The following is a 16653-nucleotide window of genomic DNA, read 5'->3' on the forward strand; positions in this document are numbered from 1 at the left end:
TTGCAAGGGACTCACACCAGGGAACGGGCGATGATCTCCTTCATGATCTCGTTGGTCCCGGCATAGATCCGTTGCACGCGCGCGTCCGCCCAGGCCCGCGCTACCGCGTATTCCCACATGAAGCCGTAACCGCCGTGCAGCTGTACGCATTCGTCCAGTACCTTGCACTGCAGATCGGTGCCCCAGTACTTCAGCATCGCGGCGGTCGGTACATCCAGCTTGCCTTGCAGGTGCAGCTCCAGGCAGCGATCGACGAATACACGACCAATCTGGATTTCAGTTGCCATCTCCGCCAGCTTGAAACGGGTGTTCTGGAATTCGGCGACCGATTTGCCGAACGCCTTTCGCTCGCGGGTGTAATCCAGGGTCCAGTTGAGCGCGGCCTCGGCGGAAGCCAGGGCGCCGATGCCGACCGTCAGGCGCTCTTGTGGGAGTTCCTGCATCAGATAGGCGAAGCCCATGCCGGCCTGGCCCAGCAGATTCTCCTTTGGCACCCGCACATCCTGGAAGAACAGTTCGGAGGTGTCCTGGGCCTTCATGCCGACTTTTTCCAGACGCTTGCCCTTGGCGAAACCCGGCGCTCCCGCTTCGACCAGGAACAGGCTGGTGCCCTTGGCACCTGCCTTTGGGTCGGTCTTGGCCACCACGATGACCAGATCGGCAAGGAACCCGTTGGTGATGAAGGTCTTGGAACCGTTGATGACGTACTCATCGCCATCCAGCACCGCAGTAGTCTTCACACCCTGGAGGTCGGAACCGGCACCCGGCTCGGTCATGGCGATGGCCGTCACCAGCTCGCCACTGACCAGCTTGGGCAGGTACTTCAGCTTCTGCGCCTCGGAACCGTAGTGAAGGATGTAGGGCGCGACGATGTCGGAGTGAAGCGAGAAACCGATACCGGTCAGTCCCAGGCGGCCGATTTCTTCGATGACCACGGCGCTGTAGAGGAAATCAGCGCCCATCCCGCCGTACTCCTCCGGGATATGCGAGCAGAGCATTCCGGCTTCGCCTGCCTTGTTCCACAGGGTGCGATCGATGTGACCGTCCTTTTCCCACTGATGGTGGTAAGGCACTGCCTCCTGCTCGAGGAACTTGCGCACGCTATCGCGGAATAGCTCGTGATCGGAGCTGAACAGGGTTCTTGGGATCATGGCATCACCTTGGAATGATTTTTTGTTGTGTATGTGGGGTTCGGAGGCCATCGACTCTAGGTCAGTACCCTGCCCCGCCATACTGGACACTTAGGACAAAAAATAAGACGATCCAGCCGCAGAATGACCGCTTTCCCCTAATAAGAACAACACCATGAGTATTACGCAGTCCCCCAACCTTCGACAGGTCAGCATCCTGGCCATCGATGGCGTCTTCGCCTCCACCCTCATGCAGGCCAAGGACTTCTTCCACATGGCGAGCCTGCGCTTCGGCAAGTTGCAGGGCAAAGGTTTTACCCCCGCCTTCCAGACCCGCCTGGTCAGCCCTGACGGCCAGCCCGTGCGCAGTTTCAGCGAAGTACAGATTCCGGTCGACGGCGCGCTGGATGATGCCGACATCATCGTCATACCGACGTTCTGGGGCGACTTTGACGTCCTGCTGGCCCGTTATCCACAGGTGTGCGAGTGGCTGCGCGCGCGTCACGCCGCCGGCAGCGCCATCTGCGGCGAAGCGTACGGGGTGTTCTGGATGGCCCAGGCCGGACTTCTGGACGGCAAGGAAGCGACGACCTACTGGCGCTTCTTCGGCGAGTTCGCCGAACGCTTCCCCAAGGTATTGCTGAACCAGGACAAGCACCTTTCCGACGCCGACAACCTCTACTGTGCCGGCGGCGTGACCTCGGCCTGCGACCTCTACATCTACCTGATCGAGCGTTTCTGCGGTGCCAGCATCGCCCAGGCGGTTGCCCGCGACATCCTCTATGAAGTGCAACGCAGCTATACGCCGGGCCGCATCGGTTTCGGCGGGCAAAAGCTGCACCACGATGTGACCATCCTGCAGATCCAGCAATGGCTGGAAGACCACTTCGCCGACAAGTTCCGCTTCGAGGACGTGGCCCGCGACCACGGTATGAGCATCCGCAATTTCATGCGGCGGTTCCAGGCAGCCACCGGCGACAAGCCCCTGCACTACCTGCAAAGGTTGCGCATCGAAACGGCGAAGGGACTGCTCTCCGGTACGCGCAAGAGCATCAAGACCATCAGTTACGAGGTGGGCTATGACGACGCAAGTTTCTTCGCGCGCCTGTTCCGTCAGCACACCCAGCTTTCGCCGAATCAATACCGGCACCAGTACCAGCAGAAAGGTGAATGAGCGGAGCCGCGCACATGCGGCTCGTCACCGGACGCTGCAACCATACCGCTGACGCTAGTTGGCGACCCCGCCTTTTCTGGTATCGCCATCCCAAGGATGGGTTGGCCCCATGCCCCATCGCCCTATGATCGAGCCATGCCCGAACGGGTTGCTTCGAACCCGCGCCGAACCTCGCGCGGGAGGAAAACAACAAGAAAAGGTCCCTCGCCATGCGCCGCTACCTGCTTGCCCTGCTGGCCGCTCTCAGCCTCACCGCTGTGGCGGACGAAAACTGGAAACCCTTCCCTTACGACCAGGCCGCCTACGACTACTCCGGCGACAAGCTGCGTGAAGCCTGGCCGCGCCTGACCCGTGGTTTCGGCTCGAACTATCCCTACCCGGATGCCGACTGGGTCGTGACCATGGCCAGCCAGTACCCCAAGGCACTCGAACTGACCGTGACCGGAAATACCGGCTTCACGGGCAAGCCAGAAGAAGCCGAAGCCTATGCGGCGAAACTCCAGGATGTCTGGCGCCTGATGTTCCGTGGCGACTTTGCCCAGGCCAAGAAGCAGGGGCTAGCGCTAGGTGTTGGCGGCCAGGTTCCGGCGATGTTCGCCCAAGTGGTCTACGCCATGTTCCTGGTGCCGGACCAGACCGAGAAACATCGCCTGCTGGAAGAAGTGATCCGTTACACCGATGAAGCCGGCGATCTGGTCAAGGCAGACGTGGTCGCACAGTTCGGCCGCGCCTATGCCAAGGCCCGGCTGGGTGAAGAGTTGCCAGTGCCCGTTGTGCTCAAGCGCGGCTATACCAGCCAGATCCCCGAAGAACTGGATGCGCTGCTGAAGACGCAGCCTGGCCAACCCTTCGCCCTGGCCCTCTACGGCGGTTACGAAGCCGGCGTGATCCGCAAGGTGGGCAAGCTGGTGGGCAAGATGACCTACGGGGTCAGCTCGGACAAGATGGAGCAGTTCTTCGCCCGCTCCTTCAAGGCCACCGATGACCTGCCCATTGGCCACTACGAATACGCCAACGCCCTGGAGTACGTATACGGCGAAGACGAGGAAGCCAAGGCCCTGGAACACCTGAAAAAGGCTGTGGCGATCAAGCCGATCAACGCAATGGAAGCACTGGAAGTGGCTCACGCGCAGCGACTGCTGAAACAGCAGGAGCAGAAGCTGGCGCAGAACTGACGCCAGCGGAAATGAAAAAGGCTGCCTTCCGGCAGCCTTTTTTCATACACACATCAGGGCTTGTGCGGCCGCGACAGGAACTCGTGGGACTGCATTTCCAGCAGGCGACTCAAGGTGCGCTGGAACTCGAAATTCAACCGGCCGCCGGAGTAGAGATCCTTCAGCTCCACCTCGGCGGAGATGATGAGCTTCACGTTGCGGTCGTAGAACTCGTCCACCAGGTTGATGAAACGCCGCGCCATGTCGTCCTTGGCCACGCCCATCTGCTCGACGTTGGCGAGGATCACCGCGTGGAAGATCTTGCCCAGTTCGATGTAGTCGTTCTGGCTGCGCGGACCATCGCAGAGTTCACGGAACTCGAACCAGGCGACGTCTTCACAGACGCGCACAGCGCGAATTTCACGATTCTCGATCATCAGCGCTTCGTTTTCCTGCGCCATGGTGCAGTCGGGCAGCAGGCTCTTGAAGCTGCGGCTCAGGCTGGCCTCGGCCTCGGCGTCCAGCGGGAAGTGGAACAGTTCAGCCTGCTCCAGGGCACGCAGACGGTAGTCCACGCCGCTGTCGACGTTGACGATATCGGTGTGCTCCTTCAGCAACGCAATGGCGGGCAGGAAACGCGCGCGCTGCAGGCCATCCTTGTAGAGGCCGTCAGGCACGATGTTCGAGGTGGCCACCAGACAGACGCCGTTCTTGAACAGCTCTTCGAGGAGCGTGGCCAGGATCATGGCGTCGGTGATATCGGAGACGAAGAATTCGTCGAAGCAGATCACCCGGGCCTCGTCGGCAAAACGCTTGCCGATGATGGTCAGCGGGTTCTTCTCGCCCTTGAGGGTTTTCATCTCCTCATGGACGCGCTTCATGAAGCGGTGGAAGTGGGTACGCATCTTCTGCTTGAACGGCAACGCGTCGTAGAAGGTATCCACCAGGTAGGTCTTGCCGCGACCTACGCCACCCCAGAAGTACAGGCCCTTTACCGGACCCTGGCGCTTCTTGCCGAACAGGCTGCCCAGCAGGCCGGGCTTGCTGCGGTCGTCGGCGATCAGGTCGTCATACAGCCGCTGCAAATGGCGAACGGCGGTTTCCTGCGCGGCATCGTGGAAGAAATCCGGCCGCTTGAGATCGGACTGGTAGCGCTCGAGGGGGGTCATGATCGATAGCAAGGCAACGAAAAACGGGGCAGGTACTTTAGAGTACTGCCCCGTGGATTGGCAATTGGCCGGGAGAACCGGCCGCTGGAAAGACTGTTATTCCTGGGGTGCGAGGGCCGCGTATAGACGCTGGATGGCAGCATCGCGAGCGGCAGCGTCGGCAAAGGCCGGGCTGGACGCAACCTGCTCATCATCCAGCCAGATACCGAATACGTCACCTTCTACGCGCAGGTCCAGCTCATCGCCCGACTGCAGGCGCTTGCTGACCTGGCCGGCAGCCTTGCCATCGGCAAAGGAACGCGAGAGCAGCAATTGCTCGCCATCGACGTCCAGCAGGCGGAAGCGGAAGCTGCCGTCTTCATCGCGGAAGCTGACGAAGCGGGCGGCCTTGGCGGCTTTCTTCTTGGTATCGCTGCCTGTCTGCACATTGGTGCGGAACGAGCGCAGGCCCACCGCTTCGCGCAGCTCGTTGAGGAACGGCGTGGCGATCTTGCGAGCCTTGGCAGCGCCAGCGAGAAGGATGTCTTCCAGGTCGGAGGGACGCTCGATCAGCGCGTAATAGCGCTCGCGCGCCTCGCCCAATTCGTTGTCCAGCAGTTGGAACAGACGCTGCTTGGCTTCGCCCCAGGCGAGACCCGCCAGAAGGTCAGCGCGGAACTCGGCCAGTTGCGCCGGTGTGGAGAAGGCCTGGTAAAGGGTGAACAGGTGGGAGTTGTCCGGGTCCTTCGGCTCACCAGGCGCGCGGGAGTCGGTGACGATGCGCGCGATGGCATCCTTCAGCTGCTTGGCACTGCCGAACAGCGGGATGGTGTTGTCGTAGCTCTTGGACATCTTGCGGCCGTCGAGGCCGGGCAAGGTCGCCACTTCTTCCTCGATCACCGCTTCGGGCAGAGTGAAGAACTCGCGACCAGCGCCGAACAGGTGGTTGAAGCGCTGGCCGATGTCACGGGCCATCTCCACGTGCTGGATCTGGTCACGGCCGACCGGCACCTTGTGCGCGTTGAACATCAGGATGTCGGCGGCCATCAGCACCGGGTAGCTGTACAGGCCCATGGTGACGCCTGCGTCCGGGTCTTCGCCGTTTTCCAGGTTCTTGTCCACGGACGCCTTGTAGGCGTGGGCGCGGTTCAGCAGCCCTTTGGCGCTGACACAGGTGAGCAACCAGGTGAGTTCGGGAATTTCGGGAATGTCGGACTGGCGGTAGAAGGTCGCCTTGTCAGTATCCAGGCCACACGCCAGCCAGGTGGCGGCGATCTCGAGGCGCGAACGCTGGATGCGCGCCGGGTCGTCGCACTTGATCAGCGCGTGGTAGTCGGCCAGGAAGTAGAAAGAATCGACGTCGCTGGCACGGCTGGCAACGATGGCCGGGCGGATGGCGCCTGCGTAGTTGCCGAGGTGCGGCGTGCCGGTAGTGGTAATGCCGGTAAGGATACGAGTAGTCATGGTGTTCGCTTGTCGGACTTAATTCGGAATCAGAGGCGCGGCAGGACCAGATCCTTGAGATCGGTCAACTTGCCGTGGAAGAAGTGCCCGCATTCTGCCACTTTCAGCAGCTCATGGGGGCGCGCAAGGCCGGCGGACCAATCGTAGACGGCTTGGGGTGCCACGACTTCGTCGGCATCGGGCTGGATGACCGCCAATTCACCGCCTTCGGGTAACGGGTTGTCCGCCGTCAGACGCATTACGGCCGGGGCGACCATGAACAGACGCGGCACCGCGATTCCCTGACGCTCCAAGCGACCGGCCAGGCTGGCTGCAACGAAACCCCCAAAGGAAAAACCGAACAGGGTCAGCGACAACTCCGGACGCTGCGCACGGAACCAGTGGGCCGCGGCTTCCGCGTCATCCACTTCGCCTGTGCCCATGTCATGGCCGCCGGCACTGGCGCCCACGCCGCGATAATTGAAACGCAAGGTGCTGTAGCCTGCGTCACGGGCGGTGCGCTGCAAGGTGGAAACCACTTTGTTGAGCATGGTGCCGCCTTGCACCGGGTTGGGATGACAGATCAGCGCCAGGCCCTTGGCCTCAGGCAGATCAAGGTGCAGCGCCTCGAGTTGGCCACAAGGACCATCGAGCAGAAGAGGGTTTTCGCGGATCAACAAGGGAAACTCCGTGACCCCGTGACGGGTCGACTCGTCTTGGATTAGCACAACAGGGCTTGTGTCGCGGTATACAGCGCGGATTCGAGCCGTTAACGTAAAGCAAAGCCGTTTATAGAGGAAGGACTCGTGGAACAGTCGCTCACCGTCTGGTTGTTACCAGCCTTCGCCCTGCTCGCCGGTATCGGCATCGGTTTCCTGATCGCCCGTCTGGTGCCCAATGCGGCTCCGAGCCGGACACAGCGTCAGCTGGATGATCTGCAGGAACGCTTCGATACCTACCAGAGCGAGGTGGTCACTCACTTCAACACCACCGCCAGCCTGGTGAAAAAGCTCACCCAGAGCTACCAGGAAGTACAAGAGCATCTGTCCGAAGGCGCCAGCCGCCTGGCTCTGGACGAGCTGACTCGCCAGCGCCTGCTGGCCGCTCTGCACGCTGACGAGGCCGCCAGCCCACGCGAGCGCCTGACCCCACCCAAGAGCAACGAAGCACCCAAGGACTACGCCCCCAAGGCACCGGACGCACCCGGCACCCTGGACGAGACCTTCGGCCTGAAAGGCAAGTACTGATTCCGATCAGGCCGGCCAACCGGCCGGCCGAATCGGAAGACAATAAAAAGCCCCGCAATCGCGGGGCTTTTTATTGGGCTGGACCTTAGATCGCACCGCGTTTGCGGAGAACCTCGAGCACCAGCTTCACACCTTCTTCCACGTTGACGGACTGGGTGTCGATCACCAGATCGGCATTCAGCGGCACATCGTAGGGGAAGGACTCGCCGGGGATGTTGTCCTGGCCAGCTGCGTAGAGGCCTTGCGGATCACGTTCGCGGCACGCCAGCGGCGACGCCTGCACGTAGACGGTGATCAGGCGATCAGCACCGATCAGCGCCTTGGCCTGCTCGCGACCTTCGGCATCCGGCGCCACGAAAGCGGCCAGGGTAACCAGGCCGGCTTCGTTGAACTGGCGCGCAACGTGAGCGGCACGACGCCAGTTCTCGGTGCGTCCGGCACGATCCTGCGGCAGGCCCTTGTTCAGGTCGTGGCGCAGGTTCTGGCCATCCAGTACGTAAACGGCACGACCCATGTCGAACAGCTTGCGCTCCACGGCATAGGCCAGGGTGCTCTTGCCCGCGCCGGAGAGGCCGCTGAACAGCACGGTGGCCGGCTGCTGGCCGAAGCGCGAGGCGCGCTCTTCGCGGGAGACGTGGGCCTGCTTGCCATGGTGGCCATCGACATTACGACCGGCCTGCGGGTCGGCGATGATCATGCCGGCGCCGACAGTGCCATTGGTCAGTCGATCGATGACGATGAAGGCGCCGGTCGTGCGGTTCTGCTCGTAGCCATCGAGGGCAACGGGGGCATCCAGGCTGACCTTGACCTTGGCGATCTCGTTCAGCTGCAGGCCGCTACCCGGGGTTTCTTCAAGGGTGTTCACGTCCACTTTGTGCACGATGCTCGGAATGGAACCCGGCACATAGCTGGTCGCACGCTTGATGTCGTATTTCTTGCCCGGAAGCATGGGCTCCTCGGCCATCCATACCAGCATGGCGTCAAAGCTGTCGGTCACCACCGGACGGTTATCGGCATGCACCAGCATGTCGCCGCGGGACACGTCGATCTCGTCTTCCAGGGTCAGGGTAACGGCCTGGCCCGGACCGGCCTGCTCCAGTTCGCCTTCGTAGGTGACGATGGACTTGACCCGGCTGCCCTTGCCGGACGGCAGGGCTACCACGTCGTCGCCCTTGCGCACGATGCCGCTGGCGAGGGTGCCGGCGAAACCGCGGAAGTTCAGGTTCGGACGGTTCACGTACTGCACCGGGAAGCGCATATCGGAGACGTTGCGGTCGCCGGCGATTTCCACGGTTTCGAGGATTTCCATCAGCGACTGGCCGGTGTACCAGGGCGAACGCTCGCTCTTGTTCACCACGTTGTCGCCCTTCAGCGCCGACATCGGCACGAAGTGGATCGAAGTGGGGTTGAGCTTGATGCGTTCAGCGAACTGCAGGTAGTCGGCCTTGATGCTCTCGAACACACCCTGGTCGAAGTCTTTCAGGTCCATCTTGTTGATGGCGACGACGATGTGCTTGATACCCAGCAAGGATGCGATGTAGCTGTGCCGGCGGGTCTGGGTCTGCACGCCGTAGCGAGCGTCGACCAGGATGATGGCCAGGTCGCAGGTGGACGCGCCGGTGGCCATGTTGCGGGTGTACTGCTCATGGCCGGGGGTGTCGGCAATGATGAACTTGCGCTTGGCGGTACTGAAGTAGCGGTACGCCACGTCGATGGTAATGCCTTGCTCGCGCTCGGCCTGCAAGCCGTCCACCAGCAGCGCCAGGTCGACGTCGTCACCGGTGGTGCCGACCTTCTTCGAGTCGCGGGTGATGGCTTCCAGATGGTCTTCGTAGATCATCTTGGAGTCGTGCAGCAGGCGCCCGATCAGGGTGCTCTTGCCGTCGTCGACGTTGCCGCAAGTGAGGAAGCGCAGCAGTTCCTTGCGTTCGTGCTGGGCCAGGTACGCGAGGATGTCCTCGCTGATCAGATCGGATTGATGGCTCATGATGCGGAATCCTTAGAAATAGCCCTGACGTTTCTTCTCTTCCATCGAGCCGGCGGCGTCGTGGTCGATGACCCGCCCCTGGCGTTCGGAAGTACGGGTCAGGAGCATTTCCTGGATGATTTCCGGCAACGTGGTCGCCGAGGACTCCACCGCGCCGGTCAGCGGGTAGCAGCCCAGGGTGCGGAATCGCACCATGCGCTTCTCGATGCGGGCTTTCTCTTCGTCGGAGAGATGCTCGAGGATGCGCTCGTCGTCGATCATGATCAGCGTGCCGTTCTTCTCGATGACCTCGCGCTCGGCGGCGAAGTACAGCGGGACGATCGGGATCTGTTCCAGATAGATGTATTGCCAGATGTCCAGCTCGGTCCAGTTGGACAGCGGGAAGACGCGGATCGACTCGCCCTTCTTCACCTTGCCGTTGTAGACGTTCCACAGTTCCGGGCGCTGGTTCTTCGGGTCCCAGCGGTGCTTGCTGTCGCGGAAGGAATACACGCGCTCCTTGGCGCGGGACTTCTCCTCGTCGCGACGGGCGCCGCCGAAGGCCGCATCGAAGCCGTACTTGTCGAGCGCCTGCTTGAGGCCCTCGGTCTTCATGACGTCAGTGTGCTTCGCGCTGCCATGGGTGAAGGGGTTGATGCCCTGGGCGACGCCTTCCGGGTTGACATGGGTGATCAGGTCCAGGCCCATTTCGGCGACCATCTTGTCGCGGAACTGGTACATCTCCTGGAACTTCCACCGGGTGTCGACGTGCATGACCGGGAAGGGCAGCTTGCCGGGGAAGAACGCCTTGCGCGCCAGGTGCAGCATGACGGCGGAGTCTTTACCGATGGAATAGAGCATCACCGGGTTGTCGAATTCGGCGGCCACTTCACGAATGATGTGGATGCTCTCCGCCTCCAGCTGTTTCAGGTGCGTCAGTTTATCGAGCATGGCTACTCACGAAGGTCTTTCTGATACGACGGCCGGCGGGCCGTGGACGAGCGGGCACTCTATCACAGCGCAAGGCTCTAACTGGGGGACTGGTTATACCGAAAAAATATACTGATATAGCCGTACGAATTCAGTGTCAGCGAAGCTGCCAGGGCCGCTCCACCTGAGCCACTGCGCAGCCTCGGACGGTGGCTCGGCCAGGAGCACACAGTTCCGGCAAGGCTGACTCGCGACTTGTTCCTGCGCAGCGCTGCGCTAGCATAGCCCGCACATTTTCCTGTCCCGAATGACTTCCCATGCGCCGCATCGTCTTCGCCCTGCCTTTGCTCGTCCTGATCTCCGCATGCAGCAGCAAACCAGCTCCCGTCCTGCAGCCGGTTCAGAAGCCAAAGCAACCGACACTCATCACCCCCAGCGCCCATCCGGCATTCGGTTCGGTGCAACCGATCACGCCGCTGCGCGGGGACTTCGCGGGTAACGTCAGTGCCCAGCGGTTCATCGATCGCATGGTCAGCCAGCACGACTTCAATCGCCAGCACCTGCAGGACCTGCTCGCCCAAACCCGCGAACTTGATTGGGTGATCCGCCTGATGGACCGTCAGGCACCGACCTACACACCGCCCAGCGGCCCCAACGGCGCCTGGCTACGCTACCGGAAGAAGTTCATCACACCGGGCAACGTGGGGAACGGCGTGTTGTTCTGGGACGAGTACGAAGTTGACCTGCAGCGTGCCTTCCAAACATACGGCGTACCGCCGGAAATCATTGTCGGCATCATCGGCGTGGAGACCCGCTGGGGACGCGTGATGGGCAAGACACGGATCATCGACGCGCTGGCTACCCTCTCCTTCTCTTATCCTCGCCGCGCCGAGTTCTTCAGTGGTGAGCTGGAGCAGTTCCTTCTGCAAGCGCGCAAGGAAGGCAACGACCCACTGGCGCTGCGCGGCTCCTATGCCGGCGCAATGGGCTACGGACAGTTCATGCCGTCGTCCTTCACCCAATATGCCGTGGATTTCGACGGCGACGGACAACGAGACCTGTGGAATCCCCGCGATGCGATCGGCAGCGTGGCCAACTACTTCAAGCAGCACGGCTGGATCACCGGCGACACCGTGGCCGTGCGCGCCACCGGCCAGGCGCGATCGCTGGAAGACGGCTTCAAGACCCAGTATCCGATCGGTGTGCTGAATGCAGCCGGGCTCCGGCCGCAGGGTTCGCTGGGCAATCACCAAAGGGCCAGCCTGCTGCGCCTGGACATGGGCAACACCTACCAGTACTGGTATGGCCTACCGAACTTCTACGTGATCACCCGCTACAACCACAGCACGCACTACGCCATGGCGGTGTGGGAACTGGGCAGGGCGGTACAGAGCCAACGTCACAGCTCTCGATGAAAAACAGCCGGTTCACTGAGCCGGCCGTTTTTTCTTTGCAATACGAATTCAGGCTGGGTTGGCGCAGTCGATGAACAAGTGCTCGATGGCGAAGCGCTTGGCCAGGTAGTCGCCGAGCGCCTGTACACCATAGCGCTCGGTGGCATGGTGGCCGGCGGCGATGAAGCTGACACCATTCTCCCGCGCACTGTGCACGGTCTGTTCGGAGACTTCGCCAGTGAGATAGGCATCGACACCCGCAGCAATCGCCTGATCGATATAGCCCTGGCCACCGCCGGTGCACCAGCCGATACGGCTGATCATGCGGTCGCCCTCCACCAGCAGGGGCTCGCGTCCGAGGACTTCGCGCACGCGACGGGCGAAGTCACTGGCGGCCATGGGTTCGGCCAGCGAACCGATCAAGCCGACGGTGCGCGGATTATCCGGCTCCAGCGGGCCTTCGACGATGATGTCGAGTTGACGCGCCAACTGGACGTTGTTGCCCACTTCCGGGTGCAGGTCCAGGGGCAAATGGTAGGCAAGCAGGCTGACGTCATTGGATAGCAGGGTCTTCAGGCGGCGCTGCTTCATCCCCACCACACAGGGGTTCTCGCCCTTCCAGAAATAGCCATGGTGCACCAGCACCACATCCGCCCCGGCATCGATCGCAGCGTCCAGCAGCGCCTGACTGGCGGTGACGCCGGTGACGATCCGACTGACCTGTGGACGCCCTTCGACCTGCAGGCCATTAGGGCAGTAATCCTGGATGCGCGAGGCGTTCAGGTAGCGCTCCGCTTCTTCCACCAGAGTGTTCAGGGCAATGGCCATGGCATTCCTCACAAGCTGTTGCGGACGACTCGTTTTTAACCGGCGCCCTCGTATAATGGCGCCACCTTAAGGGGCACCCCTGCCCCCCGCAACCCTCAGGATTCTCCCTCGATGCTCAAGGCGCTGCGATTCTTCAGCTGGCCCCTGGTTGTCGGCGTGCTCGCGGCACTGCTGATCATCCAGCAATACCCGGATTGGGTCGGCCTGCCCCGCGAGGAAGTGCATCTGCAAGAAGCCCCCAAGTTCAACTTTACCCGCCAGGGCCCGGACTCCTATGCCGACGCGGTGACCAACGCATCGCCGGCGGTGGCCAACCTCTACACCACCAAGATGGTGAGCAAGCCGGCACACCCGTTGTTCGAAGACCCACAGTTCCGCCGGTTCTTCGGCGACAACCTGCCGCGCCAACGTCGCATGGAGTCCAGCCTCGGCTCGGCGGTGATCATGAGCCCGGAAGGCTACCTGCTGACCAACAACCATGTGACCGCGGGCGCCGACCAGATCGTGGTCGCCCTGAAAGACGGCCGCGAAACCCTCGCACGCCTGGTGGGCAGCGACCCGGAAACCGACTTGGCGGTGTTGAAGATCGACCTCAAGGATCTGCCGCCCATTACCCTGGGCCGCTCGGACAACATCCGCATCGGCGACGTCGCCCTGGCAATCGGTAACCCCTTCGGTGTCGGTCAGACCGTGACCATGGGCATCATCAGCGCGACAGGCCGAAACCAGCTGGGCCTGAACACCTACGAAGACTTCATCCAGACCGACGCCGCGATCAACCCCGGCAATTCCGGCGGCGCGCTGGTGGACGCCAACGGCAACCTGATCGGCATCAACACCGCGATCTTCTCCAAGTCCGGCGGCTCCCAGGGCATCGGCTTCGCAATTCCGGTCAAGCTCGCACTGGAAGTGATGAAGGCAATCGTCGAACACGGCTCGGTGATTCGCGGCTGGCTGGGCATCGAAGTTCAGCCCTTGACCCCGGAATTGGCGGAATCCTTCGGCCTGGAAGGACGCCCCGGCATCGTTGTCGCCGGTATTTACCGCGACAGCCCGGCTCAACGCGCCACCCTGCAACCCGGCGACATCATCCTCAGTATCGATGGCGAACCGGCTGGCGATGGTCGTCGCTCGATGAACCAGGTGGCCCGCACCCGCCCCGGCGAGAAAGTGAGCATCCAGGTGATGCGCAATGGCCAGGAGCTGGAGCTGACGGCGGAGGTCGGTGTGCGGCCGCCGCCCAGCAACAACGGCGGTAGCTGATCGATAAAAAACGGCGCCTAAAGGCGCCGTTTTCTTTTCCTCGCTCCAAGCAGGAATCATCCGGCACTGGACAGGAACGATTCTCGCCTCGCAGAATGTTATGTTATTACATTATTTGCGAGCCCCCTGATGCGCCTCCATCACCTTGCCCCTGCCAGCGGGCTACTCCTCAGCCTGCTCGGTGAAGCCACTGCTGCCGAAACCTACCTGCCCCTGCTTCTGGACGATATCCAGATTGACGATCGCCATCAGGAAAGTGCCGACGACCCAGTGCGTGGCTACCTTGCAACCCGTTCGACCAGTGCCACCCGCACTGACACCGATATCCGTGACATCCCCCAGGCGATCAGCGTGGTTCCCGCGCAGGTACTGGAGGACCTGGATATTTCCCGCCTCGATCGGGCACTGGACTTCGCTGGAGGCGTATCGCGCCAGAACAACTTCGGCGGCCTGACATTCCTCTCCTACAGCATCCGCGGTTTCACCACCGGAGAGCTGTACAAGAACGGTTTCGCCATCAATCGCGGCAGCTACAGCTCGCCGGACGCCTCCACTATCGAGCGCATCGACGTGCTCAAAGGTCCGGCTGCCAGCCTCTACGGCCGCGGCGATCCGGGCGGCACGGTGAACATAGTGACCAGGAAGCCCCAGGCCGAGCGTTTCTCCCGCTTGAAGGCAAGCGCGGGGAGTTGGGACCGCTATCGCGCCAGCCTGGACGTCAACGCACCACTCGATGAAGAGGACAAGCTGCTGTCACGCATCAACCTGGCCACTGAAGACAACGGCAGCTACCGCGACCATGCCGGCAACCAGCGCCTGGTGGTCAGTCCATCCCTCAGCTGGCAGCTGAACGCCGATACCCGCCTGCTGCTGGAAACGGAGTTCGTCCAGCACGAATCGGTGTTCGATCGCGGCATCCCGGCCGTGAACGGGGAATTGGGCTCGGTCAAGCGTTCCACCTTCCTCGGCGAACCGAATGACGGCGAGATCCGCAATCGCAACCAGATGGTCCAGGCCAGCCTGGAGCACCATCTCAACGACAGCTGGAAGCTGCGCCTGGCCAATCATTACGCCCAGGGACACCTGCAGGGCGACGCCACGGAGGTGTCGCGGCTGATCGGCAACCAGGTCAGCCGCTTCTATCGGCAGCGCGACTTCGAATGGAACGACAGCATTACCCAATTGGAACTGCACGGCCTGTTCGAGACTGGCAGCTGGCTGCACCAGACCCTCGCCGGACTGGAGTACGAGAACTACCGAAATAGCCAGAAATATCCACAGAGCCTCGCTTCCCTGGACTACGGCCTGGACATCTACAACCCCGTATACGGCAAGCCGAAACCCACCATCGTCAATCCAAACGACTTCTTCGAGCAGGTGAAAAGCCGTGCGCTGAACCTGCAGGACCAGATCGATTTCGGCCATGGCTGGAAAGGCCTGATCGGTGCCCGTTTCGAGCGTTTCGAACAGACGGCGCTGAACCGCACGACGCGCGTCAGCAACGACCAGAACAAGGACAGCCTGACCCTTCGCAGCGGCGTGCTCTACCAACTGACACCCGAGGTCGGCCTGTTCGCCAACGCAGCGACTTCGGTCAAACCCAATGCAATCAGCAGCCAGGGCACCGCCTTCGAGCCGGAGAAGGGATTCGGCAAGGAGGCCGGCCTCAAACTCGACCTGCTGGAAGGCCGCCTCGGAGCCACGGCCGCGCTCTTCCACATCGACAAGGAAAATGTACTGACGGCCGACCCGACCAATCCCGGCGAAAGCATCGCGGCTGGCCGCGCTCGCAGCCAGGGTCTCGACCTCCAGGTCAGTGGTCAGTTGACCGACGCAGTTCGGCTGATTGGCGCCTACGCCTACATCGACGCCGAGGTCACCAAGGACAACGTGCTTCCCGAAGGCAGCCGTCTGCTCGGAGTGCCTGAACACAGCGGCAGCCTGTTGGCGGTCTACGAGTTCCAAGGCGGTCGACTGCGCGGCTCGGACGTCGGCGCCACCTTCAACTATGTCGGTGATCGCTCCGGCCAGGCCGGCAGCCAGTTCGAGCTACCCGCCTACGCCACCTTCGACCTCCTCGCTCATCACAGGGTCAGCGAGCGAACAACCCTCGGCTTGAACCTCAACAACCTCTTCGATCGCAAGTACTACGAGCGCTCGTACAACAGCGTCTGGGTCATGCCCGGCGAGCCCCGCAACCTCAACCTCAGTCTCACTCTCGAGCTCTGAAAAGGAATCTCCATGCGACTGGATAAACGCTTCCTCGTCACTCCCCTCCTCGCAGCTGTCTTCGCAGGCAACGTTCATGCGCACGGCCTTTGGACCGAACAACGGCGCGGCAACATCGAAGTGATCTACGGTCATGGCGCCGAAGACGATGCCTTCAAGGCAGAGAAGATCAGCGGCGCCTGGGCCTTCGATGCACAAGGACGAATGATCCCCGTGTCGGTCGAGCGCCTTGCGGACCATGCACGGCTCAACCCCTTGAAAGCGCCGGCAACCCTCGCGGTTGCCCTGGACAATGGTCCCTGGTCGCAGACCGCCGACAAGCAATGGATAAACCAGGGCCAGCGGCAGGTTCCCGGGGCTGTCGCCTCCATCCACACCTGGAAATACAGCCTGGCCTTCTATCAATCAGGTGCGCAGCTGCCGGACCTCAAGCGCGTACGCCTGGCGATAGTGCCAGAAGCCGATCCGCTGGAAGTGGGGCCAGGCAATACCCTGCCAGTACGGGTCCTGCTGGATGGCAAGCCGGCATCCGGCGTCGAACTGATCGGTGACTACCGCGGCGAGCCCAATAATGTGAGTACCAGGACCGACGCCGAAGGGCGCGCCAAGGTGCTGGTACGCAATGCGGGGCTGAACATCGTCGCCGCCCAGGTCACCTTGGACACCCCGAACGATCCCGACGTGAAGCAACAAGGGCTGTTCAGCTCGCTGACCTTCCTCGGCGCACCGCACCACGAGTAGGCGTCC

The 16653-nt window shown here is 62.0% G+C and carries 14 protein-coding genes; 7 read left to right on the plus strand and 7 right to left on the minus strand.

Annotated elements, in window-relative coordinates; genetic code table 11:
• Positions 1-11: 11 nt before the first annotated feature.
• Complete coding sequence (locus tag DM872_RS23995) at positions 12-1151, minus strand: acyl-CoA dehydrogenase family protein (RefSeq protein WP_179061766.1); 1140 nt, start codon at positions 1149-1151, stop codon at positions 12-14.
• Positions 1152-1404: 253 nt separating this feature from the next.
• Here DM872_RS23995 and DM872_RS24000 point away from each other — a divergent pair, with 253 nt between their 5' ends.
• Positions 1405-2304, plus strand: coding sequence for a GlxA family transcriptional regulator (locus DM872_RS24000; RefSeq protein WP_179061822.1), 900 nt, complete (start codon positions 1405-1407; stop codon positions 2302-2304).
• 209 nt (positions 2305-2513) lie between these two features.
• Positions 2514-3479, plus strand: a complete 966-nt coding sequence (locus DM872_RS24005; protein WP_179061767.1) for a hypothetical protein — start codon at positions 2514-2516, stop codon at positions 3477-3479.
• 53 nt (positions 3480-3532) lie between these two features.
• Here the strand turns inward: DM872_RS24005 and zapE are convergent, their stop codons facing one another.
• From zapE to DM872_RS24020, 3 genes are all read right to left on the minus strand, one after another.
• Positions 3533-4627 carry a cell division protein ZapE gene (gene zapE, locus DM872_RS24010; protein ID WP_179061768.1) on the minus strand — a complete coding sequence of 365 codons (1095 nt, stop codon included), beginning with the start codon at positions 4625-4627 and terminating at the stop codon, positions 3533-3535.
• A gap of 96 nt (positions 4628-4723) precedes the next feature.
• On the minus strand, positions 4724-6070 hold the full coding sequence (locus DM872_RS24015; protein WP_179061769.1) for a tryptophan--tRNA ligase: 1347 nt from the start codon (positions 6068-6070) through the stop codon (positions 4724-4726).
• Positions 6071-6099: 29 nt separating this feature from the next.
• Positions 6100-6729, minus strand: a complete 630-nt coding sequence (locus DM872_RS24020) for an alpha/beta hydrolase (RefSeq protein ID WP_179061770.1) — start codon at positions 6727-6729, stop codon at positions 6100-6102.
• 126 nt (positions 6730-6855) lie between these two features.
• On the opposite strand from DM872_RS24020, the gene DM872_RS24025 reads away from it, so the two are divergent.
• On the plus strand, positions 6856-7296 hold the full coding sequence (locus DM872_RS24025; RefSeq protein WP_028628476.1) for a YhcB family protein: 441 nt from the start codon (positions 6856-6858) through the stop codon (positions 7294-7296).
• Positions 7297-7381: 85 nt separating this feature from the next.
• Here the strand turns inward: DM872_RS24025 and cysN are convergent, their stop codons facing one another.
• Positions 7382-9283 carry a sulfate adenylyltransferase subunit CysN gene (gene cysN / locus DM872_RS24030; RefSeq protein WP_179061771.1) on the minus strand — a complete coding sequence of 634 codons (1902 nt, stop codon included), beginning with the start codon at positions 9281-9283 and terminating at the stop codon, positions 7382-7384.
• Between the two features lie 12 nt (positions 9284-9295).
• The gene (gene cysD / locus DM872_RS24035; protein WP_077525922.1) at positions 9296-10213 is read right to left on the minus strand and encodes a sulfate adenylyltransferase subunit CysD; all 918 of its coding nucleotides are present in this window, start codon (positions 10211-10213) and stop codon (positions 9296-9298) included.
• A 296-nt stretch (positions 10214-10509) separates the two neighbouring features.
• On the opposite strand from cysD, the gene mltB reads away from it, so the two are divergent.
• Positions 10510-11607, plus strand: a complete 1098-nt coding sequence (mltB, locus tag DM872_RS24040; RefSeq protein WP_179061772.1) for a lytic murein transglycosylase B — start codon at positions 10510-10512, stop codon at positions 11605-11607.
• 48 nt (positions 11608-11655) lie between these two features.
• On the opposite strand, the gene DM872_RS24045 is transcribed toward mltB, so the two are convergent.
• Complete coding sequence (locus DM872_RS24045; protein WP_179061773.1) at positions 11656-12414, minus strand: Nif3-like dinuclear metal center hexameric protein; 759 nt, start codon at positions 12412-12414, stop codon at positions 11656-11658.
• A 111-nt stretch (positions 12415-12525) separates the two neighbouring features.
• Between DM872_RS24045 and algW the strand changes: the two genes are divergently transcribed.
• The 3 genes from algW to DM872_RS24060 all read left to right on the plus strand — a co-directional run bounded on the left by algW (position 12526) and on the right by DM872_RS24060 (position 16647).
• A complete protein-coding gene (gene algW, locus DM872_RS24050; RefSeq protein ID WP_077525925.1) occupies positions 12526-13677 on the plus strand; it encodes a Do family serine endopeptidase AlgW in 1152 nt (383 codons plus the stop codon).
• Positions 13678-13806: 129 nt separating this feature from the next.
• Positions 13807-15906 carry a TonB-dependent siderophore receptor gene (locus DM872_RS24055; protein WP_179061774.1) on the plus strand — a complete coding sequence of 700 codons (2100 nt, stop codon included), beginning with the start codon at positions 13807-13809 and terminating at the stop codon, positions 15904-15906.
• A gap of 12 nt (positions 15907-15918) precedes the next feature.
• Positions 15919-16647: a DUF4198 domain-containing protein gene (locus DM872_RS24060; protein WP_179061775.1), complete on the plus strand. Its 729-nt coding sequence runs from the start codon at positions 15919-15921 to the stop codon at positions 16645-16647.
• The last annotated feature ends 6 nt before the right edge of the window (positions 16648-16653 follow it).

The organism is Pseudomonas taiwanensis (assembly GCF_013393345.1).
Lineage (GTDB): Bacteria > Pseudomonadota > Gammaproteobacteria > Pseudomonadales > Pseudomonadaceae > Metapseudomonas > Metapseudomonas resinovorans_C.

Coding starts and splice junctions, on each gene's coding strand:
- DM872_RS23995 (WP_179061766.1), bottom strand. CDS start 1,151: ATGATCCCAAGAACCCTGTTCAGCTCCGATCACGAGCTATTCCGCGAT.
- DM872_RS24000 (WP_179061822.1), top strand. CDS start 1,405: ATGGCGAGCCTGCGCTTCGGCAAGTTGCAGGGCAAAGGTTTTACCCCC.
- DM872_RS24005 (WP_179061767.1), top strand. CDS start 2,514: ATGCGCCGCTACCTGCTTGCCCTGCTGGCCGCTCTCAGCCTCACCGCT.
- zapE (WP_179061768.1), bottom strand. CDS start 4,627: ATGACCCCCCTCGAGCGCTACCAGTCCGATCTCAAGCGGCCGGATTTC.
- DM872_RS24015 (WP_179061769.1), bottom strand. CDS start 6,070: ATGACTACTCGTATCCTTACCGGCATTACCACTACCGGCACGCCGCAC.
- cysN (WP_179061771.1), bottom strand. CDS start 9,283: ATGAGCCATCAATCCGATCTGATCAGCGAGGACATCCTCGCGTACCTG.
- cysD (WP_077525922.1), bottom strand. CDS start 10,213: ATGCTCGATAAACTGACGCACCTGAAACAGCTGGAGGCGGAGAGCATC.
- mltB (WP_179061772.1), top strand. CDS start 10,510: ATGCGCCGCATCGTCTTCGCCCTGCCTTTGCTCGTCCTGATCTCCGCA.
- DM872_RS24045 (WP_179061773.1), bottom strand. CDS start 12,414: ATGGCCATTGCCCTGAACACTCTGGTGGAAGAAGCGGAGCGCTACCTG.
- algW (WP_077525925.1), top strand. CDS start 12,526: ATGCTCAAGGCGCTGCGATTCTTCAGCTGGCCCCTGGTTGTCGGCGTG.
- DM872_RS24055 (WP_179061774.1), top strand. CDS start 13,807: ATGCGCCTCCATCACCTTGCCCCTGCCAGCGGGCTACTCCTCAGCCTG.
- DM872_RS24060 (WP_179061775.1), top strand. CDS start 15,919: ATGCGACTGGATAAACGCTTCCTCGTCACTCCCCTCCTCGCAGCTGTC.